25 protein-coding genes are annotated in these 25,284 nt (G+C 59.8%); 19 read left to right on the top strand and 6 right to left on the bottom strand.

Annotation, left to right across the window (positions count from 1 at the left end):
* The 3 genes from AC1XOS_RS00735 to AC1XOS_RS00725 all read left to right on the top strand — a co-directional run.
* Nucleotides 1-1,345 (top strand): metallophosphoesterase family protein (locus tag AC1XOS_RS00735; protein ID WP_481960299.1); only part of this gene is annotated, 1,345 nt, incomplete at its 5' end.
* Between the two features lie 23 nt (nucleotides 1,346-1,368).
* On the top strand, nucleotides 1,369-1,929 hold the full coding sequence (locus tag AC1XOS_RS00730) for a substrate-binding domain-containing protein (RefSeq protein WP_481960298.1): 561 nt from the start codon (nucleotides 1,369-1,371) through the stop codon (nucleotides 1,927-1,929).
* A complete protein-coding gene (locus tag AC1XOS_RS00725; protein WP_481960297.1) occupies nucleotides 1,913-2,734 on the top strand; it encodes an ABC transporter substrate-binding protein in 822 nt (273 codons plus the stop codon). Before AC1XOS_RS00730 ends, AC1XOS_RS00725 begins: the two co-directional genes overlap by 17 nt.
* Here the strand turns inward: AC1XOS_RS00725 and AC1XOS_RS00720 are convergent.
* From AC1XOS_RS00720 to AC1XOS_RS00705, 4 genes are read right to left on the bottom strand one after another with little or no spacing between them, the layout of a single operon-like run.
* A complete protein-coding gene (locus AC1XOS_RS00720; protein WP_481960296.1) occupies nucleotides 2,685-3,671 on the bottom strand; it encodes a GNAT family N-acetyltransferase in 987 nt (328 codons plus the stop codon). The two genes, AC1XOS_RS00725 and AC1XOS_RS00720, sit on opposite strands and share 50 nt — an antisense overlap.
* 5 nt (nucleotides 3,672-3,676) lie before the next feature.
* Complete coding sequence (locus AC1XOS_RS00715; protein ID WP_481960295.1) at nucleotides 3,677-4,630, bottom strand: GNAT family N-acetyltransferase; 954 nt, start codon at nucleotides 4,628-4,630, stop codon at nucleotides 3,677-3,679.
* On the bottom strand, nucleotides 4,627-5,379 hold the full coding sequence (locus tag AC1XOS_RS00710) for a 2-phosphosulfolactate phosphatase (protein ID WP_481960294.1): 753 nt from the start codon (nucleotides 5,377-5,379) through the stop codon (nucleotides 4,627-4,629). Before AC1XOS_RS00710 ends, AC1XOS_RS00715 begins: the two co-directional genes overlap by 4 nt.
* On the bottom strand, nucleotides 5,376-6,107 hold the full coding sequence (locus AC1XOS_RS00705) for a phytanoyl-CoA dioxygenase family protein (protein ID WP_481960293.1): 732 nt from the start codon (nucleotides 6,105-6,107) through the stop codon (nucleotides 5,376-5,378). The genes AC1XOS_RS00710 and AC1XOS_RS00705 overlap by 4 nt, the downstream gene beginning before the upstream one ends.
* A gap of 48 nt (nucleotides 6,108-6,155) precedes the next feature.
* Here AC1XOS_RS00705 and AC1XOS_RS00700 point away from each other — a divergent pair, with 48 nt between their 5' ends.
* The 11 genes from AC1XOS_RS00700 (at nucleotide 6,156) to AC1XOS_RS00650 (ending at nucleotide 18,113) form a co-directional block, all read left to right on the top strand.
* On the top strand, nucleotides 6,156-7,220 hold the full coding sequence (locus tag AC1XOS_RS00700) for a Gfo/Idh/MocA family protein (protein ID WP_481960292.1): 1,065 nt from the start codon (nucleotides 6,156-6,158) through the stop codon (nucleotides 7,218-7,220).
* A complete protein-coding gene (locus AC1XOS_RS00695; protein WP_481960291.1) occupies nucleotides 7,217-8,341 on the top strand; it encodes an outer membrane protein assembly factor BamB family protein in 1,125 nt (374 codons plus the stop codon). Before AC1XOS_RS00700 ends, AC1XOS_RS00695 begins: the two co-directional genes overlap by 4 nt.
* A 4-nt stretch (nucleotides 8,342-8,345) precedes the next feature.
* Nucleotides 8,346-9,140 carry a sugar phosphate isomerase/epimerase family protein gene (locus AC1XOS_RS00690; RefSeq protein WP_481960290.1) on the top strand — a complete coding sequence of 265 codons (795 nt, stop codon included), beginning with the start codon at nucleotides 8,346-8,348 and terminating at the stop codon, nucleotides 9,138-9,140.
* Nucleotides 9,141-9,217: 77 nt separating this feature from the next.
* The gene (locus AC1XOS_RS00685; protein ID WP_481960289.1) at nucleotides 9,218-9,781 is read left to right on the top strand and encodes a helix-turn-helix domain-containing protein; all 564 of its coding nucleotides are present in this window, start codon (nucleotides 9,218-9,220) and stop codon (nucleotides 9,779-9,781) included.
* Nucleotides 9,782-9,827: 46 nt separating this feature from the next.
* Nucleotides 9,828-11,057, top strand: a complete 1,230-nt coding sequence (locus AC1XOS_RS00680; RefSeq protein WP_481960288.1) for a S41 family peptidase — start codon at nucleotides 9,828-9,830, stop codon at nucleotides 11,055-11,057.
* A complete protein-coding gene (locus tag AC1XOS_RS00675; protein ID WP_481960287.1) occupies nucleotides 11,058-11,780 on the top strand; it encodes a LolA family protein in 723 nt (240 codons plus the stop codon).
* On the top strand, nucleotides 11,780-12,520 hold the full coding sequence (locus AC1XOS_RS00670; protein ID WP_481960286.1) for an ABC transporter ATP-binding protein: 741 nt from the start codon (nucleotides 11,780-11,782) through the stop codon (nucleotides 12,518-12,520). Before AC1XOS_RS00675 ends, AC1XOS_RS00670 begins: the two co-directional genes overlap by 1 nt.
* Before the next feature lie 3 nt (nucleotides 12,521-12,523).
* The gene (locus AC1XOS_RS00665; protein WP_481960285.1) at nucleotides 12,524-13,717 is read left to right on the top strand and encodes an ABC transporter permease; all 1,194 of its coding nucleotides are present in this window, start codon (nucleotides 12,524-12,526) and stop codon (nucleotides 13,715-13,717) included.
* Between the two features lie 167 nt (nucleotides 13,718-13,884).
* Nucleotides 13,885-14,487 carry a peptide-methionine (S)-S-oxide reductase MsrA gene (msrA, locus tag AC1XOS_RS00660; RefSeq protein WP_481960284.1) on the top strand — a complete coding sequence of 201 codons (603 nt, stop codon included), beginning with the start codon at nucleotides 13,885-13,887 and terminating at the stop codon, nucleotides 14,485-14,487.
* A 2-nt stretch (nucleotides 14,488-14,489) separates the two neighbouring features.
* Entirely contained in the window at nucleotides 14,490-15,497 is a 1,008-nt protein-coding gene (locus tag AC1XOS_RS00655; protein WP_481960283.1) for a Clp1/GlmU family protein, read from the top strand.
* A gap of 6 nt (nucleotides 15,498-15,503) precedes the next feature.
* Nucleotides 15,504-18,113: a hypothetical protein gene (locus AC1XOS_RS00650; protein ID WP_481960282.1), complete on the top strand. Its 2,610-nt coding sequence runs from the start codon at nucleotides 15,504-15,506 to the stop codon at nucleotides 18,111-18,113.
* Between the two features lie 3 nt (nucleotides 18,114-18,116).
* Here the strand turns inward: AC1XOS_RS00650 and iscX are convergent, their stop codons facing one another.
* The gene (iscX, locus tag AC1XOS_RS00645; RefSeq protein ID WP_309719013.1) at nucleotides 18,117-18,326 is read right to left on the bottom strand and encodes a Fe-S cluster assembly protein IscX; all 210 of its coding nucleotides are present in this window, start codon (nucleotides 18,324-18,326) and stop codon (nucleotides 18,117-18,119) included.
* Between the two features lie 55 nt (nucleotides 18,327-18,381).
* Here iscX and AC1XOS_RS00640 point away from each other — a divergent pair, with 55 nt between their 5' ends.
* The 5 genes from AC1XOS_RS00640 to AC1XOS_RS00620 all read left to right on the top strand — a co-directional run bounded on the left by AC1XOS_RS00640 (nucleotide 18,382) and on the right by AC1XOS_RS00620 (nucleotide 24,135).
* Complete coding sequence (locus AC1XOS_RS00640) at nucleotides 18,382-19,110, top strand: hypothetical protein (protein ID WP_481960281.1); 729 nt, start codon at nucleotides 18,382-18,384, stop codon at nucleotides 19,108-19,110.
* Nucleotides 19,111-19,184: 74 nt separating this feature from the next.
* Nucleotides 19,185-19,943: a hypothetical protein gene (locus AC1XOS_RS00635; protein WP_481960280.1), complete on the top strand. Its 759-nt coding sequence runs from the start codon at nucleotides 19,185-19,187 to the stop codon at nucleotides 19,941-19,943.
* A 35-nt stretch (nucleotides 19,944-19,978) separates the two neighbouring features.
* Nucleotides 19,979-20,773, top strand: a complete 795-nt coding sequence (locus tag AC1XOS_RS00630; RefSeq protein WP_481960279.1) for a hypothetical protein — start codon at nucleotides 19,979-19,981, stop codon at nucleotides 20,771-20,773.
* Between the two features lie 311 nt (nucleotides 20,774-21,084).
* On the top strand, nucleotides 21,085-21,528 hold the full coding sequence (gene erpA, locus AC1XOS_RS00625; RefSeq protein WP_481960278.1) for an iron-sulfur cluster insertion protein ErpA: 444 nt from the start codon (nucleotides 21,085-21,087) through the stop codon (nucleotides 21,526-21,528).
* A gap of 51 nt (nucleotides 21,529-21,579) precedes the next feature.
* Nucleotides 21,580-24,135, top strand: coding sequence for a G8 domain-containing protein (locus AC1XOS_RS00620; protein ID WP_481960277.1), 2,556 nt, complete (start codon nucleotides 21,580-21,582; stop codon nucleotides 24,133-24,135).
* 29 nt (nucleotides 24,136-24,164) lie between these two features.
* Here AC1XOS_RS00620 and AC1XOS_RS00615 read toward each other — a convergent pair whose 3' ends face one another.
* Nucleotides 24,165-25,250 (bottom strand): redoxin family protein, encoded by a 1,086-nt coding sequence (locus AC1XOS_RS00615; RefSeq protein ID WP_481960276.1) that lies wholly within the window; start codon nucleotides 25,248-25,250, stop codon nucleotides 24,165-24,167.
* Nucleotides 25,251-25,284 lie beyond the last annotated feature (34 nt).

The following is a 25,284-nucleotide window of genomic DNA, read 5'->3' as shown; positions in this document are numbered from 1 at the left end:
CTATCTGCAACCCGGCTCGCATAACGACACATCGCTGGTGATTGCCTGGCAGACCGATCACAAGCCTGCAAGCTTCACCGTGAAAGTTGAGGGACTCACCGAAGTGCTGACTCCCACGCGCACCGAGCGGCTCTCTGGTGAGGGCGAGGACTATGAGATGCGCTTCAACTACGCCGTGTCCGTTCCTGCCCTTGCCGCCGGGAAGCGCTTTGGCTACAAGGTCTTAATGGGCGAGAAGCGAATCGCAGAGGGTTGGTTTACGACCCAGAAGCCCCGTGGCATGAAGACGCGCTTTGTCGCTTTTGGGGACAACTCCTTTGGCGATATCTCAGATCGCATGATCGCCTACCAGGCTTTCAAAGCCCTTCCTGACTTTGTGATGAACACGGGCGATAATGTCTACGAAGATGGCACCGATGACGAGTACGCGCGGCACTTTTTCCCCGTCTACAACGCCGAGACGGCGGGGCCACGAATAGGTGCACCGCTCCTGCGCTCCGTGCCGTTCTACACGGTTATCGCCAACCATGATGTCCACGGCAAGGACGATAAAAAGTTCCCCGTCGCCGACTTCAAGACTCACGCGGACTCCCTGGCCTACTTCACCAACATGTATCTGCCCGAGAACGGCCTGACGGGGACTTTTGCACCGACCCTGATCGGCCCCGCCGAGTCCATTGCGCACTTCAAAGCCTGTGCAGGGAGCCGTTTTCCTCGGATGGGTACTTATAGTTTTGACTACGGTGATGGACATTTTCTCTGCTTAGACTCCAATATCTATGTGGATGCCAACGATGGCGCACTCCAAGCCTATGTCGAGCGCGACCTCAAAGCGAGCGATGCTCCCTGGAAGTTCGTGGTTTTTCATCATCCGTGCTTTAATGTCGGGGCAGATCACTACGCTGAGCAGCACATGCGCGTGCTTTCGCCGATCTTTGAGCGCCACGGTGTCGCGATTGTCTTTCATGGCCACGAGCACAACTACCAGCGCACGGTGCCGCTCCGCTTTGCTCCCAAAGAGACAAAAGGCGCATCAAATGTGGGCAGTAAGGCCCGGCTTGTGCCGGGGACGTTCACGCTGGACAGGCACTACGATGGCAAGACAAACACCAAGCCCGAGGGCGTGATCTATGTCACCACGGGCGCAGGCGGCAAGCACCTCTACGACAGTGAGTGGGGGCAGAAAGCACAGACACACCCCGAAGATGGCAACCTAGACTACATGGCCCGCTTTGTCGCGGATCGACACTCCCTGACGGTTATTGATATGGATTCTAAGGCGCTGGAGATCAAGCAAGTGGATCAGTGGGGCGAGACAGTAGATGCATTCCGGCTTACCCGCTGAGGCTGCGTGGTACCATATCGGTCATGACAACACAGATTGCTGAGGCGGCGCAGCGTGAGCTACTTGCCGCTTGGGAGCCCGTGAGCAAGCGAACCGCTATTATGCAAGCGCGGCCCCGAACCGTGATCCTGGCCTCGGTGAATCCGCCACGCTCGCTGGGCCTCTGGGAAAAAGAGCTTCTGATTGCGGCAGGAGCCACAGGGCTTGCCAGCTCCGAGGCGCATGATATCTCCGCCGAAGAGCTGGTGGCCTTTGCTCCCGAAATTATTATCATTGCGGGCGAGAATCTGGAGGGGCTTACCGAGCTGGAAGGCTGGTTTACGCTCCCCGCCGTGACCGGCCACGAGGTCTATCTGGTCGAGCCTGCGTATCTTTCCGAGGTGGGGGAGGGGCTGGCGGAAGCGGCTCGTGTGCTGGCCACGATCCTGCACCCATCGCGCTTTACCGAGATGCTGCCGACATTTTCGGTACAGCTTGCCCCCATGAGCCTCTTCACCGGCGAGTCTGAAGAAGAGGACGAAGAGGACGAGGCCGACGAAGAAGAGAGCACGAACGACGCGGGTCAAGATGACTCTCACGGATGACCTAGGGCGAAGGCTGACTCTTCCCCGTCCCGCTCGCCGCATCGTCTCGCTCTCGCCGGTCACGACCGAGAATCTTTTCGCCATTGGGGCCGAGAAGCTCATTGTCGGGGTGACCAGCGCCTGCGACTTTCCCGAGGAGGCAAAAAAACTCCCTCGTATCGGGGACTTCACGCGGCCTTCCTACGAGCGTCTTCTCGCACTCAAGCCCGACCTGATCGTCTTTGACTCCACCACCGTGAAGCTTGCCGATGTCGAGAGCTTTGCCGCCCGTGTCAAAATCCCCATCTTCGTGCAGTGCTCCCGCAACGTTCAAGACGTGCCCCGTCACTTGGAAGCCCTGGGGCAGCTTGCCGGGAAGCCTGCCACGGCCCTGGCTGCGCAAGTGCGCCGTGCGCTACGTCTGCCGCTGCGCTCAAACCTCATCCCTGTCTTTGTGCAGATCAGCGCCTCGCCGCTCTACGCTGTGGGCCCAGGCTCGTTTGTGGATGAGCTGATTTCCCTTGCCGGTGGCCAGAATGTGGTGAGAGAGGGCGGGGAGTTTCCGCAGCTCACCAAGGAGAAACTTCTCACGCTAAGGCCGCAGGTCTACGTGATCGCCACCAACCCCGGCCAGCCCGAGACCCCTCCTGCTCTCTCCAACGTCCGCGTGGTGCGCATCCCTGCTGATCTGCTCTTCCGTGCCACCCCACGCTTGGCAACCGGCTTGCGGATGCTGATGACGGCGTTTCGTATGGGCGATTCACCGACGGGTCCATTTATGCGCCCATCGGTGAATCGCCCGGAACCAGTCGTTTTTCGTAGATGATCCAAGCGGGTTGTTTTTCAAAGCCGAGCGCTTCGTTGATGGAGAGCATGGCGCGGTTGCTCTGGGCGTTGTCGGTGCGGATCTCGGGCACGCCTTGGGCGCGTGCATACTCCACCGCCATGCACTTGAGCGCCAGCGCGATTCCCTGGCGTCGGTAGGCGCGACGAACACCCGTTAATCCTGTGTCGAGGTAGTTGCCTGCCTTGGGAGGAAAGAGCATGGAGATTCCGACGTACGCACCATCGGGGGCGACGGCGATAAACTGGCACTCGGGGTTGAAGCGCACGCTCTTGCGAATTTGCTCGCGCCAGACGTCGTACTCGGGGATGGTGGGAACTTCACCTTCTGGGCGCGGAACATCCAGGGCGCACTCGGCTTCCATGTCGTAGAGCTTGGGAAAGGCTGCTTCTCCCTCTTCCGCAATCAGTGTCGCCAGATCGGTGAGACGAACTCCGTACTGCCCTGGCTTTTGGCGAGTATCGGCGAAGGGGGCAAGGTCTACCGAGTCTACTTTAAGCCGAGACTCCCAGGAGCGCATGCACTCCACAAAGCCGCGCTTGATCAGAAACTCCACCGAATGGGGCTGGTCTTCCCGCGCATCGGCTCCAAACTGGAGAGGCTGCGTGTCGGCGACGCGCTCCTCTAGGGCGGCAAGAAGCGCCTGCCCGATCCCCTGCTGGCGGAACTCGGGGAGCACATCGAGCCCCAGGTTGAACTTGCGTGGGTCGTAGCTCCACGACGAGTTACCGATCCTTCCCTGCGCGACCAGCTGCCCCTCTTTCTCCGCAAGCAAGCGGTGATGGCGGATCTTCGCCTCACGTTGGTCGTCGCGTGCTCTTAGCTCCTCGACGGTAATCTGGTAGTCGGGCCAGACAGCATTGTGAAGCGCGGCAAGCTTTTCGTAGTCTGCCTCGGGGTTAAACGCACGAATTTGCATTTTTCTTATAGTTTCTTTTCGTAGCTGATCCAGGCGGGGATTTTTTCAAAGCCCATCGCCTCGTTGATCGAGAGCATGGCGCGGTTCTCCTGCGCGTTCCAGGTACGAACCTCCCGCTTGCCCGCCTCTTTTGCCCAGCCCGTGGCAGCGAGCTTGAGGGCCGTGGCGATTCCCTTGCGCCTATGCTCGCGGCGCACGCCCGTGGCCCCCACATAGAGAATCTCCGGGTCGCCCTCACTCTTCCAGAGTGCACTCTCGCCTACCCAGTGGTCGCCATCAAGCGCGATAAACCAGGCATCGGGCAGGAAGCTGGGGTTGCCCAAGGTGGTCTTCTCAAAGTGCTCAAAGCCCGGGTCGGTGAGGGTATCGGTGGTGGGCATGTCGAGCGTGATGGTCCAGTCCAGCTCTTTCAGGCGCTGCTTCCAGTCGGGGACGGTTTTTGAGAGCTCCGCAACACTGTGGATCGTGATTCCGGCATCCAGCGCCTTTTGAGCCGCCTCCGCAAGGGGAGTCGGGTCAAAAGTGGCCAGCGCCAGGCGGCTCTCCCAGTCGCGCATCGCCTCGGTGAAGCCCCGGTCGGTGAGAAAGCGCACGGCGCGCTCTTTGTCCTCGCGGGCATTGGAGCGGATGAGGATAGGATCGTGGGGCGTGAGGGCCTCTAAGACATGCTCATAGAGTGCTTTCCCGACTCCCTTACCCTGCCACTCGGGCAGGACGTTGACACTCACGCCAAACTTCTGGGGGTGGTACATGTCCATGCTCTGGCTGTAGCCGCCCACCGCGACCGGCTGCCCGTCCATTTCGGCGATAAAGCGTGCCCACTTAATCTTCGGGTCGCGGTTGGCATCGGAGAAGCGCAGCTCCTCAACCGTTTCGACGTAGTCGGGATAGCAGGCATTACCAATCGAAACGCGAGCGGCATAGTCCACATCGCTGAGAGAGTCGGGTCGAATTGTCATGACAGATTCCTATCGTCTGGGGTGGGGGTATTGCTAAAGATGCCGTCGGTGAGGCGCGGGGCAACGGCGAGGGAGTTGAGCGGGGCGGCGTAGTGGACATCGGCCTCCTTGCCCTTATCAATCAGCTCGATCCCACTGCCACAGGTCAGCAGGCGCGTGAGTAGCTGGTGTCTTGCCCCCAGAAACGCCGCACGCGCGGCTTTTGCCTCGGGGGAGGATGAGAGATTTTTCAGCGCCGCGATGATCGCCCCCGCGCCGAGCAAGTCCTCCAGCGCAAAGCGAATCCCTCCTCCCCGACCCTCCTCCCAACCCTGGGAGGAGGGCTGGGAAGAGGGGGAAGAGAGCTCGCCGCAGGCGATGACTGTGAGGGGCGTTTGAAGCGTGCGTGCTGCTACTGCAACAGCACTGGCATTGACCAGCGCTCCCGCAAAGACCGCCTTTGCGCCCGACTCACCCGCCGCTCGGCAACACATCGCGCCATTAGGAGACGCAAGTGCAATCGGTTCCCCTTCTCCCGTGGTTCTCGGGAGGAGGGCTAGGGAGGAGGGCGATAATAAAGTCGTATCGGAGCCGTCTTTCCAGTGGCGCGGCTCGACCGTGGCTCCGGCAGCAAGATACGCGGCCACGGTGGTGGAGAAGCGCAGGGTGTCTACGATCACCACCACATCGCCGCGGGCTCCCGCACGCGCCGCGCCGTCTTGGCCCCAGTCGAAGCGCACTTGGTAGCCCGCTTGCTCAAACCAAGTCATTGCATTTCTCCCTTTCCTTCGCCCCTCGGAACGAGGGTTTCAGCCGAAGGGAGGGGCTGGGGGAGGGATGCAAAAAACAGGCCCTCCGGTAAGAGACTTTCGGGCGCGAACTCAAGATGAAGCACGCGGCGGTGCTGGGGGCTCTCGGCGGGCGACGAGGCATGCAAGAGGAGCGGGGACATGACCACGGCGCTCCCAACGGAGCCGGTGCAGGTTACTTCAGGAGCCTCTTTGCGAAGCGCGGCGATCTGCTCTTGGCTTAAAATCCCATGGCGGTGCGAGCCCGGAAGAACCCGAAGCGGGCCATTGGTCTGGTCGCAGTCGTCTAAGTGCAGGCGCACCGTGATCATTTTCTCCAGGATAGCGGCGGGAGGAAGCACATGAAGCACGCCCGCTTTAACCGTCCACGGCCCCCAGCCGGGAAGCTCGATGCGCTCGGCAACCGCGATGGCGCGGTCTTGGTGCCACCCGACGTGCCAGTTGGCTCCAGGGACTTTATCAAAGAAAATGGCGCGGGTGGGTATGGTCGCCACGCCGGTGAGAGCGAGCACGCGCGGATCGGCGGCCACTGCCTGCACATCATGCAGGGCCAGGATATTGCGCCGGGCGTAGACACTCTCGCCGCGCTGTGAGGCATCGCCCGCTGTTTCGAGAGCCGTACGAAGGCGCTCCACAATGGGCAGGTCAAGTACCTCGGGGATCAGCTGGTAGCCGGTTTCCTCAAACATCCGTGTGAGTATACCGACTATTCTGCCCAAAAGCGGTATAATGCCGCCGTGCTGGAGAAAATGCGAGGAACTGCTTTGATTGGCTGTGGGGGCATGGCGAGCCACTACCGCGGTGTCTATGCCCACTACCCGCACGCTCCGTTTCAGCTTGTCGTGGATGTCAATGCCGAGGTTGCGCAGAGCGTGGCGAGCGAGCTGGGAGTCGCCCGCTGGTCTACGGACTGGTGCGAGGCACTGGCAGACGACATTGAGGTGGCCGATATCTCCACGCCCAATCACTTTCATGAAGAGCAAGCGGTGGCGCTTCTAAACGCGGGCAAGCATGTCATCATCCAGAAACCCCTCGCCCCGAGCGTGGCGGCCTGTCATACGATTGTCAAAGCGGCGCGGAGGAGTGGGAAGAGTGCGGGTGTCTATCTGTCCGATCTGGAAGACCCGGCGGTCTGGGATCTGCGAGCGATGGTCTTGAAGGGCCACTTTGGCCGTGTCACCGGGACTCGGGCACGCTATGCTCATCGTGGTGGTCTCACGGCAAGCCCGAGTGCGTGGCGCGGCTCGGCGAAGAAGACCGGTGGCGGCTCGTTCATCCAGCTAGCGATTCACCACACCAATCTTGCGTCGTGGTTGCTGGGGGAAGAGATCGTCTCCGTGATGGGCTATGCCAAGAACTTGATGTGCGAGAACATCGGCGGCGACGATACCTCGGCGTGCGTGGCGGAGTTTGCGGGCGGCGCAATCGGTGTTTTTGAATCGGCGTGGAATGCGGAGGGGACGTGCTTCCAGCTCTACGGCTCGGAGGGCAGTGTCACGATCCACGGCACCGAAGGCGCACGCATCGAAGGAAAAGTAGGGAAGCCCTTTGTCGGACACACGCTCCAGACGGATAGTGCGGGGCACTTTGTGCGTGAGGCCGTAGGGGGCAATACCCTGCGGGGCTCTGGGGGCAAGTTTGATCAGCATGTCGCGTTTCTGGAGTGTGTGCGTCAAGGAAAGCCCCCTCACGTTCCGGTGGAAGTGGGCCGAACCGATGTGGCGGTCTGCAAGGCCGTGACTCGCTCGGCGGAGACGGGGCGTCGTGTGACGATTTCGGAGATTTTAGAGGAAGCGTTATGATACTCATTGCTCTGCTCGCGCTGGGACAGGTTTCCCTGAAGGCAACGCCCGTTCCTAAGACAACGCCAACACCTAGGCCTACCGTAACAACAGCGCCCAAGTCGATTGTCGCGCCTCAGGAGCCTGCACCCTGGGAGCCCTCGCTTCTGTGGCGAACGTCGATTAAGCGGGGCGAGGGAACCGCCGCTATCGGTAAAGACGGCGCTTTTGTGACCGGGGCGACCATGGTGCACCGGTTCAATAAAGAGGGCCGTACGGACTGGTCCACGGAGATTGGGGCCACCCAGAGTGAGCTAGCACTCGACGCTAAGCGGGTCTATGTGGGCTCGGAGCGGGGGACGGTCTACGCGCTGGATCGCCAGAGTGGGGCAGTGGCCTGGAAAACGACTCTGGGGGGCTCCGTGCGAATGTCACCCGCGGTGATTGGGCAGCAGGTGATCTTTGAGTCGTCGGATAATGGCGTTTATGGCGTAGATCGGGTCACGGGAGCGCAAAAGTGGAGGTTCGTCCGTCCGGATGGAGCGCTGGGCTACTCCGCCCCCGTTGCGGGCCCCGAAGGTAGTGTCTTTATCTGTGGAGAGAGCGTGGTCTATCGGCTCAATGCGGAGACGGGCCAAGAGCTCTGGCGCTCCTCCGTCGGTGGTAAGGCACTCGGGACGGTCTCCTACGCCAATGGACGTGTCTATGTGGCGGGCGATGGAGCGGGCGTCATCGCGCTGGATGCTGAGACGGGCGAGCGGCGCTGGCGCTTTAAAGTCGAGAACGATAAGACGGGGCCAGACTGGTTCGGCTCTCCGCTGATCGTGGGAAGCACGCTCTATGTCTCGACCTACCGCCGCAATGTCTATGCGCTGGAGACAACAACGGGGAAAGTTCGGTGGTCCACCAAGGTCCTTGGCCCCGCCCTGAGCCGCCCTGCGCTGGACGAAAAACGGGGGGTGCTCTATCTGAGCAGTGGCACCTACCGTGACAATCCCACCCTGACCGCCCTCAATGCCAAGACGGGCGCACAGGTCTGGGACTACAAGCTCGGCTACACCGCCGCCGCACCAACTCTCTCGGGCGGCCGGCTCTATCTCGCATCAACGAATGGGTACTTTTATGCATTTTCAATCCAATAGCGCTGTGATTAGCGCTCCTAAAATCGGTGGTTTCTGGCTTGGTTGCCAGGCCTGGACATTTAACAAGCGCACCGTTGCTGAGGCCATTGCGCTCACCGCAAAAGCGGGGGGCAAGACCATTGAGTTCTTCCCTGGACAGAAGCTCGAAGCGGGCGGCGAGGGGCTTGGCCCCGGAAACTCCGACGCCACGATCGCAAAAGTGAAGGCAATGTGTGAGCAGGCAGGTATCACCCCCGTGGCATTTGGTGTCACCGGCTTTGGAGCCAACGAGGCCGATGCCCGCAAGCTAGCCGAGTTTGCCAAGAAGCTGGGGATCCGCACGATTGTGACGGAGTCTGGCCCTGCGGAGCTCAAAGTCATGGAGAAGTTTGTGAAAGACATGGATCTCTATGTCGCCATTCACAACCATCCCAAGCAACCGAAGAACCCGAACTATAAAGTCTGGGATCCCAAGTATGTTCTTGAGCTGGTCTCCCCGTTTGACAAGCGCATCGGAGCCTGTGCCGACACGGGGCACTGGGTGCGCAGCGGCATCAAGCCCGTGGACGCGATGAAGATCCTTAAGGGACGCATCCATGCCTCTCACCTCAAAGATCTCAACCAGTTCGGCGCGCCCCACGGCCACGATGTTCCCTACGGCACCGGGGTCAGCGATGTCCCTGCCATTCTGGAAGAGTTCCGCAAGCAGAACTACCAAGGGCACCTCTCGATTGAGTACGAGATCAACGGCGATGGCCCGCTAGAAGACGTCGCTGCCTGTATTGGCTTTGTCCGTGGCCTTGGCTACAACAAGAAATAGCAAGTCAGAGCGCTCGCGCAAGCGGGCGCTCTCTTTTTTTACTTGACTATTTCCAATAATGGAAATATAATCACTTCATGCCTGGAAGCTCTCCTCGAACCCGTGCACTCCTCCATCCGATTCGGGCGAGAATCGTGATCGCTCTCCAGGACCGTCAGCTCACCCCACGCCAAATCTCCACCTACATGGAGGACGTTCCGCTTACCACGCTCTACCGGCATATCAACTTGCTGCTCTCCGCTGGAATGCTTGAGATTGTCGAGGAGCGCCGCGTGCACGGCACGGTCGAGCGGGTCTTCACCGTGGTCGAGGCCAATACGTTTCTGACAGAGGAAGACCGAGCACAGCTCACTGCCGAAGATATCACAGGGCTCGTGGGGGCGCTCACGGGAACCGTTCAGGAGGCATTTCGGCGCTACACTCGCTTTGCGACTCTTCCACCTGCTCAGCGAGACATCTCCCTGGTGGCCAAGTCCCTCTCGCTTACCGAAGACGAGTACCAGGCGCTTCGGCAGATCTTGATGGAGTTTATGAGCGCTCATGCGGGGCGTAGCGAAGCGCCTGGCAGGCAGCGCCGGATGGTCGCCTTCTTCTCTGCCCCCGATTTTGAGCCCGAAAAAAAATCTTCCGGCGAGTCGTAACTTTTTTCCTTGTGCTGAGTCTTAGTTTGCAGAAGCAATTCCAAAAATGAAAATATCACAAAAAGAACTTGATCCCAAGACCCGCCAACAAGTCTTTGAGGCGGTCTGGAACCGAATTAATGTCACGCACTTTGACCCGACTTTTGGCGGCGTCAACTGGGTGGCGATGAAGAAGAAATACGCGCCCCTGGTAGTCAAGGTGCGAAACAACGCGGAGCTCTACGCGCTGCTGAGTCGGCTGATCGGGGAGCTGAAGCAGAGCCACTTCGCCATTCTTCCTGCCGAGGCCTACAGTGTGAGCGAGGCGGTGGGAGCGATAGCCAAAGGTGAGGGCGTGAGCGGGCTGACGGTAGGGCTGCTTGGGGGCAACCCGATTGTCTTCGCCGTCGCAGAGTCCTCCGCGGGGCAGAAAGCAGGCGTGTTGCCGGGAGCCTGCATTGAGGCTGTTGATGGCAAGCCACTCCTCGAAGTGCTGGCAAGGCTTACGCCTGAGCAGAAGAAAGCAGGCTACCTCTCGCGGATGCTCCTGACACGCGCTCTGGGGGGCGATGAGGGCCAGCGGCGGACACTTCGCCTGCGTGAGCCTGAGGGCGGTGTGCGCGCGGTGGAGCTCACGCTGACCGCAGGGCCGCAGAAACGCGACAATGTCCTGCCAGGCTTTCCGCCGTTTCCCGCAGAGCTGGAGACCAAGCGCCTAGAGGGCAATGTCGCCTACATCCGCTTCTCACTCTTTACAGGGCTGCTCATGGAAGATCTGCGAAAGGCGTTCAAAGAAGCAGCGGATGCACCTGGGATTGTGATTGATCTGCGTGGCAACCCCGGGGGACTCGGCCCCGTGACCTATGCCATTGCGGGGCTTGTCAGTCAGAAGCCAGGGAGCCTTGGAGTGATGAAGACGCGCAGCTCCGCGCTCCAGTTTCCGGTCCTGCCACAAGTGCCGCGCTACGCAGGACCCGTTGCCGTACTCACCGACGAGCTCTCTGCCTCGTGCTCAGAGATCTTAGCGGGGGGGCTGCAAGAGCTCAAGCGCGCGGTGGTCATTGGGCGGAAGACGGCGGGAATGGTACTGCCCTCTGCCGTCGAGAAGCTACCGGGGGGCGTGCGGCTCCAGTACGCTTTTGCGGATTTCAAGACCCCCAAAGGTGTGTTATTAGAGGGCAAGGGAGTCACACCCGATATTGCCGTGACGCTCACACAAGCGTCTCTTCGCCAGCTCGGTGATCCGGATATCGCCGCGGCGCTGGCCTATCTTAAAACTCAGACGGAGAAAAAATAGATGAATCGCTACGGTTTACTGACACTGACGGCCCTCTGTGCCGTATCGGCTTCTGCACAGGCTCCCAAGCCCACGGGAGCGGCGCTGATGGACAAGGCTGTGACGGTGATCGGCGGGGCTGCCTGGCTTAAAGTGCAGAGTTTTACGAGCAAGGGAACGGTCTCGGTGCCAGCACAGGGCATCTCGGGGACGATGGAGATTCAGGCACAAGCGCCCAATAAGTTCGTCATGAAGCAGAGCCTCAAGGGCATGGGGGACTCGTCGAGTGCGTTTGATGGCACGGTGGGCTGGTCAAAAGATCCCTTCACCGGTCTACGGACACTCGCCGGGGCGGAGCTTGCCTCGCTGAAAGCCCAGTCGGCGCTCTCGATCCGTCCTGCCGATTGGAAGAGTGTCTATAGCAAAGCTGAGGTTCTGGGAACGGTCAAAGTCGCCGGTGCTCCAGCCTACCGGGTGCGCCTCACTCCCAAAGTGGGCAACCCGGAGACGCAGTACTTTGATGTGAAGACGGGGCTACAAGTCCGCAGTGACCAGACGCTGGAGACGCCCAATGGCAAGATCGCCGTCGAGAGCTACTTCTCCGACTACCGCACCGTGAGCGGCATCAAGATGGCCCATAAGATACGCCAGCTCGCGGGACCGACTGAGGTGGTCATCCTACTCTCCGACGTCAAGATCAACGCCCCCGTTGAGGCTAGTGCCTTTGCGAAGCCTAAAGAATAATGATCCACGTTGAAAATCTGAGCAAGACCTTCACGGATAAGAAGCGCGGCGAGGTATTTGCCGTGCAGGGGGTCTCTCTGGAGGCCAAGCCGGGGGAGATCTTTGGGGTTCTTGGCCCCAACGGCGCAGGAAAAACCACGCTCCTTCGCATGCTTGCCACGATTCTCACCCCGACTTCGGGCACGGCAAGCATCGGGGGCTATGATATCGTCCGCGAGCCCGAGAAAGTCCGGGCGCAGCTCGGCTATCTCACAGGCTCTGCCGGGCTCTATGAGCGGCTCACAGGCCGAGAAGTCCTGCGCTACTTTGGCGCACTCTACGGCATGGCTCCTGAGAAAGTCGAGGCACGAATCGGAGAGCTGACACGCGAGCTGGACATGTCCGAGTTTCTGGATGGCCGCTGCGACAAGCTTTCTACGGGCCAGAAGCAGCGCGTCTCGATTGCTCGCTCGGTGCTCCACGATCCGCCGGTGGTCTTCTTTGATGAGCCGACCAGTGGGCTGGATCTGATGGCGGCCCGAACCGTGGTGCGCTATATCCGGCGCTGCAAAGAGCAAGGCAAGTGCGTGGTGTTTTCCACACACATCATGAGCGAGGTCGAGGCGCTTTGTGACCGGATTGCGATTATCTACGACGGCAAAGTGGCGGCCATTGGCACGCTCGCGGAGCTACGCGCGAGAGCGGGTGCGGAGTTTTTTGAGACCGTGTTCCTACGTCTCATTGGTGTCGAGGAGAACTAAGTGATGACGATGTGGCAGATTGTCTTTAAAAAAGAGTTCAAGGAGATCTTCTCCGACTCACGGACGCGCTTTAATGTGGTTGTTAGCCCGCTCTTGATCACCCCCTTGATTCTTGCCTTGGTCGGGAGCATGGCGCAGCGCCAGGCCAAAGAGAGCCGGGCTGAGACGATTAAAGTGGGCGTGGTGGGGATGCAAAAAGCGCCCCAGCTTATGGAGGAGCTGAAGAACGCGAATAAAATCGAGCTGGAGCCGGTGGCGAGTGTGGAAGCTGCCGAGGCGAAAGTGCGCGATCGTAGCCACAAAGCCGCGATTCTCCTGCCCGAGGACGCCGATGAGCGGCTGGGAAACGGCGACTCTATCTCGATTCCCGTGGTGCAAGATGCAGGCAATGAAGCATCGGAGCAGGCGGCAAAGCGTGTGAAAGATCTTCTCAGTGAGCGCGGCGACCTGCTCGCGGCAAAGCGCCTGCAAGACGCGGGCCTCTCCAAGCAGCTTGTCAAGCCATTTCTCCTGGGGGATAAGAAGCTTGTTGGCAGTGGAGGGGCAGGAATGCAGCTCCTTGCGATGTTCTTGCCCTACACCCTGGCGCTCTCGGCACTCATGGGGGGGATCATGGCCGCGACCGACTCGGTGGCGGGGGAGAAAGAGCGTGGGACACTCGAAACGCTTCTCGTGGCTCCGCTCTCGCGAAGAGACATTGCGCTGGGCAAGTTCTGCACCGTGACGGCCACCGCTCTGGTGAGTAGCCTGCTCTCGGTGGTGGGGCTGTTCTGGCCGTTTTATGTCAAGCTGCCAATGTTTAACTGGATGACCTCCGATGGACTCAGCCTGGGGCCCGCGGCCTTTGTTGCGATTTTGTTAGTACAGGTTCCGCTTGCCGTGCTGGGCTCCGGCGTCTTGCTGGCAGTCTCCACGATGGCGCGCAATCAGAAAGAGATGCAGACACTCACCGGGCCCATCGTGATGGTGGGGCTGGTGTGCTCGATGATGGCAATGCTGGTGCGTGCGGATGCGGCGCTCTACTGGTCTCTCGTTCCTATTGCCAACTCTGGCCTGGTGCTCAAGCAGGCGCTTCAGGGAATGCTCAATCCCACTTTTGTGGCCCTCGCCTGTGGAACCTCCGTGGTCTACGCCGGTATCGCCGTCGCCTTTGCCGCGAGCCTCTTCAAACGTGAGAACGTCCTCGCCCGGTTTTAGTCCCCTCGATCAGAACGAGGGGACTGGAGAGCCTTTGGCTACAAAGGCCGTTCCGGCCATCCCAATTTCTTATGGCCGGGACGGCCTTCGTAGCTTTAGCTCTCCAGCCCCGCCGCTCTAACCGGCGGGGGAACCTTTTGGCTCTGTTGAATGTATAAAGAGGCACGATGGGCGAGCAACTAGACAAAGAGGACGAAATGAAAACAGAAGAGACAATCGTAATCGCGGGTGGCTGTTTTTGGTGCATAGAGGGCATGTTCACGCTGCTCAAGGGCATCCTAAAGGCGGAGTCGGGCTACTGCGGGGGCTGGGTTCCCAACCCCACCTATGAGCAGGTTTGCAGTGGAACCACGGGGCATGCGGAGGCGGTGAAGCTTACCTACGACCCTAAAATCATCACGGCGCGTGATATCTTGTCCATCTTCATGACGGTTCACGACCCGACCACTCTCAACCAGCAAGGCCCCGACAAAGGCACGCAGTACCGCTCGGCGATCTTCTTTAAGAACCCCGCCGAGAAGGCACTGGCCGAGAAAGTAATCGCGGAGGTTGTGGCACAAAAAGTCTGGGGCCGCAAGCGGATTGTCACGACTCTAGAGCCACTGACGGTCTGGTATGTGGCGGAAGAGTACCACCAGAACTACTTTGACAAGTTCACTAAGGCAGACTATGCCAAGAAAATGAAGATGAACGCGGGCTACTGTCAGTATATTGTCGCCCCACATGTGATTGAGTTTCGCAAGAAGTTTGCCGACCGGCTGAAAAAATAGCCTTGGCGGAGCGCATTCTCCTCCTCGGGGCGAGCGATCGTGGCAAGACCTACACGGTTCATCAGCTCGCCCGCGAGGCCGCCCGCACCCATAAAGTCGCGCTGATTGATGGCGACACGGGCCAGTCCGAGCTAGGGCCGCCAGGGACGGTGAGCTGGGCGTGGATGCAGCCCGAAGGGCCGCAGCGGGGCGGGACGCGTTTTGTGGGGGCACTGAGCCCGGCGAGCGCCGCACTGGAGCAGATTATCGCCCTCACGGAAGTGGTACGTCAGGCAGAGACAGCGGGGGCGCAGCTGCTCTTTCTGGATACACCGGGCTACGTCGCCGGTCCCGGAGCACGCCGGTTTCTCGCGTCGCTGGTGCAGGCGCTCACTCCCAATCGAATCCTGGTTCTCGAAAAAGACGGTGAGCTCGGGAGCCTGCCGAGTCTACTGGCAACCTTGAGTGGAGCAGAGCTAAGCCCGCTGCCGGTCGCCGATGCTGTCGTACGCAAGTCTCCCAGTGTTCGTGCCACCCGCCGCCTCACGCGCCTTGCACGAGCGCTGGAGGGGGCAACCGAGCACCAGCTTGCTCTGGAGGGACTCACCACCCTGGGCGCGACTCTGGGAACGGGAGCGCCCATCGCGCCGCACCTTGCACGCTGGGCAGGTACCGCGCTTCGGCTCAGCTGCGTCTATGGGGAGATCGCCGAGGGAACCCTGGCACTCTTTGTCAATGGCCCGCTCCGCCCCGGCTGGGAGTCGCTGGTCGGGCTCACTCTGGATCACTTCCGCGTCACCCGTGTCCGTGCGATCTCCCTCACCTCACTCGAAGGCGTGTGCCTAGGCCTCCACGATGAAAAAGGCCGCTACCTGGGAATCGGTCGCTTTCTAGGCCTCGACCCCGAGACCCAGCGCCTCAAGCTCTCCACCACGGTTCCCCCGGAGTATCTCGCCCTCCTCACCTTTGGCCGCTTTCGCATCACCGCCGATGGGCAGATGCTCGGGGAACTCAAGCCTGGCGAGCTATAATGGGCAATGCGCCCCAGACAAGCCGGTTTACCTCCCGCAGATACCCTTGCTACGTTTCTTGAGCGGCTCTACTGGAACCCGGTGGAGCGAGGGCCGTTGCTGATCATCGCTCCCGAGTACTACCGCCGACAAACGCAGCCAAATGCTCCACCACCGAGCTTTAGCCGTGGAGTCCCTGCGACGACCGAGGCAGCGACGAAGACAGCTACTTTTGCGGAAGGCGGGCCGCTCAACCCCGCGCAGATACTCCCAGAGTTTGGGGCGCAGGTGCTGCGCTTTGAGGGAATCAGCGTGGTCGCTCCTGAGCGGATGCTCGTTTTCCATCCGCGACCTTTGCCACTGAACGATGGGAGTAGGGTTGATTTCTTAGGCTTATCCGATCTTGGGTGGCCGTTTCTTGCCTCGCTGAGTGCGGAGCAGTGCCAGGCGCTAATTGGCTCGGGGCTGGCTCTCTCGCGGCTAAAAGAGGATCAGAAAGCACTCTTGATCAAGCTGATCCCAACGCAGGGTCGGCTTCAGTTCACCGGAGTGTCGCCTTTTCCGTCGGATGCGAAAGAGACTCCCGTCTTGCCGCCTGACGTTCTAGAGAGTGGCCTGCTACAGCTCCGTCAGACCCTGAGCCTTACGAGCTTTGCAAGTGGGAAAAAAGACAGCGAGATCGACTTCCAAGACGCGACACCGACAGAAGTGACAACGCACGCCAGGCAACAACAGGTGGTGACCCTTCGGCCTGGCCCGGATCTTCGTCGCTGGCAGGAAGCGGATAATCCTTTTGAGGTCGCTCCCGCACGCACAAAGCCCCGTGCTTTGAATCTGGACACAAGTGCACGGGTCTTGCTGGAGGGGGCCTCTGATGTGCAGACGCTGGTGCAGCGCTTGGCCACGGCAACACAGCTTCCTCTGCTTTGTGATCGCCGTTTGGGTGCGCACTCGGTTGTGGTACGTGGTGGCGGGAGCGTGCGGGCAGGCGAACTACTCAAGGCACTCTGTCGGGGGCTGAACGCGAGTGTGCGCCGGGTCGGGTCTGTGTTTTTATTTACGGAGGATCAAGAGACCACGCGGGAGCTGGAAGAAAAACAACTGCAAGTTCGTGTGCTAAACCGCGAGAAAAACGCTTCGGCGAAGTTTCTGCAGACGGCGCTCGACAAAATAGACGCTCGTCGTAAGCTGATCCAGGGTAAGTTTCTCAGCACGGTGCCTCGCAAGAGTGGCTCGCTGGCCCCGGAGTCGCTCTGGAAGCTCGCCTGGGAGCGGGGGGCAGCTCCGGCTGACTCTGAGGAGGACGAGGACAAAGATCCTCCCTCGCTTGCGATGTGGCTTTTGCCTGAGTCGCTTCAAAAAACACTGTTGCAGCGCGTTCAGCGGGAGGAAGCCGCCGCACGTCAGCGAACGCCGCCTGCGCTTGAGCCGATAGCCATGCCGGATCGTGTGAGTGCGACGCTAGAGCTGGAGCTGAGGGTGAACCTGCCCACGCTGGGGGCACACTTCACCGTGAGGAAGTTCTCGGCTTCGGAGATCCACCCCGACAAGAAATTTGCCTCTGGGGAGCCGGTAGTTTGGCCCGAGGAGCTGAAAACGCGTGCACTACTGGTGCAGCTGCCTAAGAGCCTAATAGAGATTGAGTCGCTTGTCGGGCTTGCGAAACAAGCGCAAGTGACGGAGCTACGGGTGCCCGTCGGGGTGAGCGAGGAGCAAGTTCGGATACTGATGGAACTGGGCAAGAAAGCAAAAACTGCCGGGTTTGGCGTGCGCCCCGTCCTCTCGCCGCTGACTCCGCTCCAGCCTACGACACCGCGTGAGACAAGCCTTTTAGGCCAGACTCTGGTGCAGTATGCGCACTCCGCAAAGGCAGGCTACGAGAATGATATCCTGATCGAGCGTTTAAGAAAGCTTGACATGGCAATCCCCGAGCTTCTTGACCTTCGCGCCTTTGCCGAGCGTGCCCACCGCTTGCGTGCGCTTCCGGGCATCACAGGAATTAGCCTGCGCGACATCGCTTTCGGGCTGGGAGGGCGAACATCTGGCTGGGAAGCCTCGGGGGGCCTGGCGCGCCGCCTTGCCTTTTTAAAGCGCGAGCAGCTCGATCTGGCTGATCTTGACGATGTCCGGGGGGCTTGGACACTCTCAAACCAGCCGTCTGCTCCCGTCCAGGCGATGCTTCGTACGCGCTGGGAAGCTCTCCAGTTTGAGCGACGTACTCTGTTTCTGACACGCTTGCACAAGGCGCTGAAAGAAGCGGGTTTAGAGGCCGTGGATGCCGAAAAAGGCCCTTTTCAGGTAACCCGACGCTGGGAGCAGTTTCGGCCTGGTTTCTTTTTGCCGGGAGACGATAACCTGCTGGGCATCGCACCCTTGGTAGCCGCGGGGCGTCCCGCACTGGGAGTGGTGCAAAAAACACTCTGGCCATTCTTTTGGCAATACGCTCCCAGCGGCACGGAGCTGCTGGACGAGGTCGGACGCCTGCGCTTCTTCCTGAACCAATCGCTACGTGACCTTCTGAAGGAGGAGAAAGAGAAGAAGCTCGCCGGAGCGATTCTCGATCTGTCCGATCAACCACTTCCTGAAGCACTCGCGACTCTGACGAGTGCCTTTGGAAAATCCCCGCTCCTCAAGTAGCGCCTACTGGTTGTCTTTAAACTCCTCGTACCACGCCATCTGGATCGCTTCCAGCTTAGCTTCATTGGAGGCCAGTGGGTCGTCGGCAAAGTCCGGGAGTGCCACGACCATTTTGTGCAGATCCGTAAAGCGCACGGTCAGCGGATCGGTGTCCGGGTTCGCATCGTAGAGCTCAATCCCAATATCTTCTGCATCGGTCCAAGTCATTTTCATAGCCTGAAGTGTACCCGCCCACGCAACTTTTGGGAGTTTACGGAGACAAATACCCATGCAACAATCTCAACAGTCGCTCCCCAATATTCTCACAGAGACCGAGCGCACACAGCTCCGGCAAGCTTTCTTTTCGGGAGCAGGGCCACTGGGAATCGCAACACTTGGGCTCAGGGGGATTGTTTACTTCCTCGGAGGGCATTTCGAGAGCACCTTACCCATACGTCTCTGGAACGTGCTGGGAGAGCTCTGGGTTGTTGTCTTGCTGGGGATCGCGTTTTTGCTGGGGCGATGGCGTGTCAAAGAAGCCGGACTTCTGCGGGAAAGCGCTAGTGTAGAGGTTTGGAGCCGCACTCCACGCTCGTATGCGCCCAATGGATCACAGGAGCTTATCTCGCAGCGGAGCCTATGGCAGCTTGCCATGGTACTGCTTCTGATAGGCATTCTGGTGCCGATCTTTTCCTATTTGTGGTCGCATGCCAAAAATCTCCAGGGAGCGTATCTGGCCGCTCTTTTGTGCAGCATTCCGGGACTGCTGTGCTTGGTAGGACTACTGCGTTTTTTCTCGAAAGCATCTCAAACACTGGCCTCTTTGGACACCAACGGGGTGACATTTGGCGAGAGACAGGTGCTTTGGGAGCATATCGTCAGCGCTGAGGTAACGCATACCCCACTTTTTCTAGGGCACGATACCCAGCTCACTTTTCGTTTAACCAACACCGAGGGACAGCTTCATGTTGGGAAACTGACGAGTGATCCCACCCAGGCATTCTGTCGCATGGAGTAGCTCCAGGATTTCTACGGGGCGCTTCGAGCCACCTTTGACCAGCACAGTGTCCTCACTCATACATCGTCGCGAAAATGATGCAGAAACAGCGCACCCGCCAGAACCTCTGGCTCTTGAAAACCGCCTACTGGCTCGGCTATGGAAGTATCCCTGGGCTTGGGGGGCTTATCTACTACCTCTACCACGCGCTGCTCGCCGAATGGGGGCAAAATGCTATATTTTTCTTCTTCTACACTCTCCATCTCCTTCTGAGTCCGTATCTGGGAAATACGCTGGCGGGAGTCACGGGGGACTCGCAGGCACGGCGGCACAAAGAAGTCTGGACGCGTACTCCTGAGGCGCTTCCTACGTTTCCTACCCTGGAGATTTTGAGTGACGCGGCCTTTGCAGCTCGAATTCATCGCCGCGATTTTTTGGTTGCGTGGCTGATTGCTCTTGGAGGCATTGCCTATACTGCACTTTCGACACCGACCTACCTTGTACGCTCGCCGCTGCTGTTAATCTTGCCGCTCGCTGTCTATCTCCTGCGAGTGTCTTCCTCCAAGGCCATTGCCTGGGCGGGGGGCGAGGGAATTCGGGCCAGTGACCATGCCAGTGCCTGGTTGCCTTGGGAGGAGATTGCTCGTGTGGAGGTACGCCTGGAGTACGACTACCTCGGGGATCCGAAGCTACTCGCGCTCAGCTTCTTCGATGCGTTTGGAAAAAGCCTTGAACAAGTCTGGCTAGATACCGAGCGCTCCCAGCGCCCCGAGCGTGCCTCACTGGAGAACTTCTACGGAACCCTACGGGCAGCATTCGAGCGGCACGAAACGCAGGCAACGGAGACGCGCTAGCTTGCATACAGCTCTCTTGACTGGTACAAAAAGTTATGCTGCGGAAGCAAAATCACGTTCCTACACCACTGACACCTCAGGAAAAAAGGCAGCTTCAGTGGTCGTATTGGTTCGGGACAATCCTTACTGCAGTTCTTTGCCTGCTGCTCTTTTCAGGCTTTAGCTTTCTCAAGGGCGCCTTCCCCGATGCGCTTCCCAAGTGGCTCTGGAGTTTGCTTAAAGCGATCTTTTCTTCAGGGCCGCTCTGGGTGCTTCTTGCACATGCACAGGGCCATCGGCGAGTGAAGGAAACAGGACTCTCCCGTGAGGCAACTCTTCAGGAAAGCTGGAGCCGAAAGCCCCGCTCCCATCACGTCCGGGAGCCCGTCGCCGTGCTACGTCAGCTAGGGAACCCTGCGCGATTCGCGATCGGGTTTGGCGGGCTCTTCTTTGTGGGTCTGGGAACGATTGCGCTTTTGTTTGTCTTTAACCGCCACTGGCTCTCTTTTGTACTCACAGTGCCCGTAATTTTTATGGGGCTGGGCTGTTTGTACTATGCTGTCTTTCAGCAGCGAAACAAGCTCTTAGCTCTCCTCCAGAGTGATGGAATTGCTTTCAGCGCTGACGAAGTGCTACCCTGGAAAGAAATCTGTCATGTGGATGTCACACGGCAGTTTGATTACCTAGGTCGGGAGACAGAGCTAACCTTGGCGTTCACGGACACAAACGGCAAACTCTCAACGTATTCGATGACGACATACCAGCAACAAGAGCCAACGACCTCGGAGCAGCTTCAGAAGTTCTACGAAGCACTTCAGGCGGCTTTTGAGCACCGTGAAAATATTACATAGTAGAGCCTTTTTCACGAATCGCTCTCGCCGCCCCCTCGAAGGGGGCGTCTGCAATGGCTTCGTTCCTCAGCCGCAAAGCCCGTGCCGGGCTACCGAGTCCGTCTCCCCAGCCCGGCACGGGCTTCGCGGCCGCAGGCCACCCAGACGCCTCATTTCATGGGGCGGCGGAGCGATTCGTGAAAAAGGCTCTGTCAGAAAGGGGTTTTTTTCGGGGGAGGGCTCTTGCTGGGAACTCCGACGCGATATAATCTATACTAAGTTGAGAAACACCACGCGGCTTTGACCCGCGCATGGAAAGGACACGAACTAAAATGTCACTAACACTTGAAGCCGGTAAGGCTCTGGAGATCCTGGCAGATCGCGCCTGTCCTCTGACGCTCACCGAGCGGGCAGTACAGGAAGTGAAAGATATTCTTGAGCAGCAGGGAAACCCGGAAGGCGTCCGCCTGCGCGTCTACATCAGCGGCGGTGGCTGCTCTGGTCTTCAGTATGGCATGGCGCTGGACGAGACCGTGGACGAGGGCGACGAGGTCTTTGTGGATAACGGCGTCGAGGTAGTGCTCGCTCCCATGGACATGCGCTACTTGGTCGGAGCCGTTGTAGACTACGTCACCACCCCAATGGGCGGCGGCTTCAAGGTCGAGAACCCCAACGCGGTCAAGACCTGTGGCTGTGGCTCTAGCTTCTCCGCCGAGGACGATACCGAAGGACGCACCATCACCGGTGGCTGTGGCTCCTGCGGAAGCAACAAGTAAACGCATAAGAAGGCCCCGGCACCAGCTCGGTGCCGGGGCTTTTGGTGTTTTATGACTCGAACTGCATTTCTACTCACGCTTTCTTTGCTGGCGGCTCAGGTGCATGCCCAGCACCTGCCCCTGCGCACTCCCGACCTAAAAGCCCCCAAGCTCTTTGATGGAATGCCGAACTTCTCGCTCCGTCCCAGTGCCACGGCGGCGCAGAGTGGCGCGTGGGGTGACCCGCGAACCTGGGAGGGGGGGAGCATTCCCAAGCCCACCGAGAGCGTGCTGATTCCTCCAGGCCTAAAAGTCACCGTGAGTGGCACCGAGACGGCCAAAACGGTCGCGGTGCGTGGCGTGCTAAGCCTGGTGTCGGGGGCACTGACGGTCAATACCCTGCAAGTTCTCCCCGACGGCTACTTAGAGCTAGGCAAGAGCGGCCAGCCCGTCACGGCAAAGCTGGTGCTCGGTGGGGAGCGTCTGCTCAAGGCGGATGATCCCGAGCAGCACGGTGCGGGCCTGCTGGTTCTCGGGCGGCTGGTGGCGGTAGGGGAGCAAAAAACGAGCTTTGTGCGCCTCGCAGCTGCGCCGAGCGCGGGAGCCAGCACACTGGCTCTGGGGCAGGCCGTGAGTGGCTGGAAAGTTGGGGACAAGCTTGCGATTCCTGACACGCGCTCACCGGCACGGCGTGGCAAGAGTGCTAGCCAGAGCGAGACGGTGGCTCTTTCGGGCATCTCCCCCGATGGCAAGGTTGTCACGCTGAGCACCCCCCTGAAGTTTGCGCACGCGGGTCAAGAGCGCTTCTTGCCACATGTCCTCAACCTCAGCCGTAGCGTGACCGTGACCTCGAAAAACGCCACCGTTCCGGGGCATGTATTTCTGGGGGAGTCGGCCAGCACAGAGATTGCCAATGTCGCCTTCATGGGCCTGGGTCGCACGACCACCAGCCTGCTGGACCCGGACAAGAACCATGTTGCCCGCTACGCCTTTCACTTTCACCACGCGATGGGGCCGTTTGTCGGGGCGTGGCGTGGCAAGCTCTCGGGGTGCGCCTTCGATGGTAGCCCGAAGTGGCAGCTTGTTCTGCACGGCACCACGAAAGTCCGGGCTGAGAACAACGCGTTCTGGGGCGCACGCGGAGCCGCTGTCGTGGTGGAAGACGGCCACGAAGCCTTCAATGAGCTCGTGGGAAATATCGCCGCCAGCTGCCCCGGTGTCACTCCCGCTGAAGTAGAGCCCGGACAGCGCACCGATAAAGAAGATGTGGGCTCCGAGGGCGTGGGCTTCTGGCTCGCCAACGCGGCTAATCTCTGCACCAACAATATCGCCGCCGACTGCGCCCTGGCGGGGATCCTCAAGTTCCCGCGGCCAGAGCGCCCGCTGCGCGGCACCTTGAGCTACTTTGCCTCACCGACGGAGGAGTTCGCTTCGCGTGCGCTGCGCTTCCCTTGGGCGGACAACATGCCCTACCCGGTGCCTTTTGCCAATAACGAGGTCTATGGCTCCCTGCACGGCCATGAGTTCTGGGAGGAGTCCGCCTTCACGGTGCGCGACTCGGTTGCCTGGAACTGCCACCAGGGTCTGGTTCCGCGCTTCACGGAGCCGATGATCGTGGATGGCTTAATTGTCCGTGGCGACTCCGGGGCACTCGGCGATGAGAGCGATCCGACCATCGGTGTTCCCAACCGCTACTATCCTGTCACGGGGCGTCTCAAGCGCTTAGACATTTCGGGGATGGCTATCGGGGTCAAGCAGCAGACCCCGCGCGGCACCAACGAGCCGGGCGGACAACAGTTCGATGTGCTGATCGAGGACAGTGTCTTCGCCTGCCCCGTCGGGGTGCGCGTAGACGGCGACCTGCACTACAAGCGCGATGCCGTCGGTCAGAGCCGCACGCTGCTCAAAAACTGCAAGTTCAGCCCCCTAACCCCCAATAATGGGGGAACCCGTGCTGTAGACATGATCCTCGACTTTGGCAACGACATCAATGCGCTGGCTGCCGACGAGGTCTATGTCGAGAGCTTCCAGGGCAAGCCCGGCGCGAACTTCCGCCTCTACTACGATATTCAGGCCCCCAGTGTGATTGTTCCTTTTGCCACCCCCGACAGCGGCATCCACAACCTCCCCGCCGAGCAGGACAGTGCCCGCTACCACGATGGCCAGGACCACTTTCGCATCCGAGGGCTCAAGGAAAAAGGTCTGACCAATGCGCAGGCATGGGCAAAGTACAAGAAAGCCTGGGCGGGGAGCGTTGCCCCCACGACGGCCAAGAAACACCCCACGCTGGGCGGCCTCGTCCTGCCGATTGCCACGGTTCCACCGCTCTTTGTCCAGCCCCGCGCCCTCACCGGAATCCAGCTAGACGGCGATAGTAGCGCCTGCTGGGGGGCAAACCACGACTGGCACCTGCTCTGGGTACCGCTGGAGCTAGAGATTCGCGTGGACGGCAAGAAGATCGGCAGCATCCGCGCCGATCAGTACAACGCCACCAGCCGCCGCACCGACGGCTTCCGCTTCCCGTTTCCCAGCAGCATCCGTGATGGCCAAGAGCATGAGATCGCCGTCGTGGTTGCCGGAACCAACGAACACCTCCCCGGCTCCCCGATGCGGCGTGTCCTTCGGTAAATCCTCCTCCCAGGATTGGGAGGAGGGCCCTACTTCAGCCCGAGCTTGGCGAGAGCGGCTTTCATCCCGGCTTCGTCAAAGCCGACGGAGCTATAGACGACATTTCCTTTTGCATCCAAAATATAGTTGGTGGGAAATGCTTGGATGCCGTAGGCGCTGAGGGTTGCAGGGACGGCCTTCACCACAGGGAATGTCAGCTTGGCGCTTTTCAGATAGCTGGTAATGGACTTGCTATCGTCGCCCTGGTTGATCCCCACCATCCCAAGCCCCTTGGCCTTGAGAGCGACGTAGAGTTTTTGCAGCTCGGGATGCTCCGCCCGGCAGGGAGGGCAGCCCACAAACCAGAAGTTGACCAGCACCGCCTTCTTGCCCACCAGTGCCTTCGCGAGTGAGAGCTTGGGGCCCGCGGGAGTCGCCAGGTTGAACGCGGGGGCCTTCTTGCCCACTTTGATCAGCTTGGCGGACAGCTCGTCCATTCCTTGGCTGCCAGGAGCCTTCTCTTCCTCAAGACCGGTTGGAAGGGTCAGGCTGGCGGTGGCGATCTCACCATCGAGCTGGACATGGGAAAGCGTGAGCTCCTGCCCCAGCGCCTTTCCCTCAATTGTCATGGACATCACAAAGCGCTGGATGAGCTTCTCGGGGCTGACAAAGAGGCGCAGGGTCCGAGGGCCTTCTTTCATCTCCAGAACATCAAAGCTGATCTCACCGATTTTTTCCACGCCAACATGGTTGAATTTCTTGGGGTCGGTGCCAGGCACGCCGGTCAGAAATGGCCAGAGAGAGGTAGGGGAGACAGGCTCTTTCGTGTATTTTTTTCCCGTGATGCTATAGGCGTACTTGCCATCGGCGATCACCAGGACACTCTCGCCTTTTTCCGCTTTCTCGGCTTTTTCGGAGGCTAGCTCGACGCGTCCCTGGTTCGGGTTCTTGATCAGCAGCTTACCCGTGAGTTTCTGAGGCTGTGGGCCGGTCATGAGCATCGTCATCTCTGCCGAGAGACTCTTGAGAGACTTGCCTTTAGCAGCGACCTCAGCGAGAAGCGCGACAGCTTTCTCATCATAAAAAGCAGGGGCCGCCAAGATAAGCGCAGGGGCCACCAGAAAGGGAATGGGCACGGTTTGTTTCTCCTGAGAAATATTCTACAGCCAA

This window comes from Armatimonas sp., assembly GCF_964826245.1.
This window is presented reverse-complemented; position numbering and strand designations above follow the sequence as displayed.

What these genes read in the sequence shown, in the direction of transcription:
- AC1XOS_RS00730 (WP_481960298.1), top strand. Translation starts at nt 1,369, where the DNA reads ATGACAACACAGATTGCTGAGGCGGCGCAGCGTGAGCTACTTGCCGCT.
- AC1XOS_RS00725 (WP_481960297.1), top strand. Translation starts at nt 1,913, where the DNA reads ATGACTCTCACGGATGACCTAGGGCGAAGGCTGACTCTTCCCCGTCCC.
- AC1XOS_RS00720 (WP_481960296.1), bottom strand. Translation starts at nt 3,671, where the DNA reads ATGCAAATTCGTGCGTTTAACCCCGAGGCAGACTACGAAAAGCTTGCC.
- AC1XOS_RS00715 (WP_481960295.1), bottom strand. Translation starts at nt 4,630, where the DNA reads ATGACAATTCGACCCGACTCTCTCAGCGATGTGGACTATGCCGCTCGC.
- AC1XOS_RS00710 (WP_481960294.1), bottom strand. Translation starts at nt 5,379, where the DNA reads ATGACTTGGTTTGAGCAAGCGGGCTACCAAGTGCGCTTCGACTGGGGC.
- AC1XOS_RS00705 (WP_481960293.1), bottom strand. Translation starts at nt 6,107, where the DNA reads ATGTTTGAGGAAACCGGCTACCAGCTGATCCCCGAGGTACTTGACCTG.
- AC1XOS_RS00695 (WP_481960291.1), top strand. Translation starts at nt 7,217, where the DNA reads ATGATACTCATTGCTCTGCTCGCGCTGGGACAGGTTTCCCTGAAGGCA.
- AC1XOS_RS00685 (WP_481960289.1), top strand. Translation starts at nt 9,218, where the DNA reads ATGCCTGGAAGCTCTCCTCGAACCCGTGCACTCCTCCATCCGATTCGG.
- AC1XOS_RS00680 (WP_481960288.1), top strand. Translation starts at nt 9,828, where the DNA reads ATGAAAATATCACAAAAAGAACTTGATCCCAAGACCCGCCAACAAGTC.
- AC1XOS_RS00675 (WP_481960287.1), top strand. Translation starts at nt 11,058, where the DNA reads ATGAATCGCTACGGTTTACTGACACTGACGGCCCTCTGTGCCGTATCG.
- AC1XOS_RS00670 (WP_481960286.1), top strand. Translation starts at nt 11,780, where the DNA reads ATGATCCACGTTGAAAATCTGAGCAAGACCTTCACGGATAAGAAGCGC.
- AC1XOS_RS00665 (WP_481960285.1), top strand. Translation starts at nt 12,524, where the DNA reads ATGACGATGTGGCAGATTGTCTTTAAAAAAGAGTTCAAGGAGATCTTC.
- msrA (WP_481960284.1), top strand. Translation starts at nt 13,885, where the DNA reads ATGGGCGAGCAACTAGACAAAGAGGACGAAATGAAAACAGAAGAGACA.
- AC1XOS_RS00650 (WP_481960282.1), top strand. Translation starts at nt 15,504, where the DNA reads ATGCGCCCCAGACAAGCCGGTTTACCTCCCGCAGATACCCTTGCTACG.
- iscX (WP_309719013.1), bottom strand. Translation starts at nt 18,326, where the DNA reads ATGAAAATGACTTGGACCGATGCAGAAGATATTGGGATTGAGCTCTAC.
- AC1XOS_RS00640 (WP_481960281.1), top strand. Translation starts at nt 18,382, where the DNA reads ATGCAACAATCTCAACAGTCGCTCCCCAATATTCTCACAGAGACCGAG.
- AC1XOS_RS00635 (WP_481960280.1), top strand. Translation starts at nt 19,185, where the DNA reads ATGATGCAGAAACAGCGCACCCGCCAGAACCTCTGGCTCTTGAAAACC.
- AC1XOS_RS00630 (WP_481960279.1), top strand. Translation starts at nt 19,979, where the DNA reads ATGCTGCGGAAGCAAAATCACGTTCCTACACCACTGACACCTCAGGAA.
- erpA (WP_481960278.1), top strand. Translation starts at nt 21,085, where the DNA reads ATGTCACTAACACTTGAAGCCGGTAAGGCTCTGGAGATCCTGGCAGAT.
- AC1XOS_RS00620 (WP_481960277.1), top strand. Translation starts at nt 21,580, where the DNA reads ATGACTCGAACTGCATTTCTACTCACGCTTTCTTTGCTGGCGGCTCAG.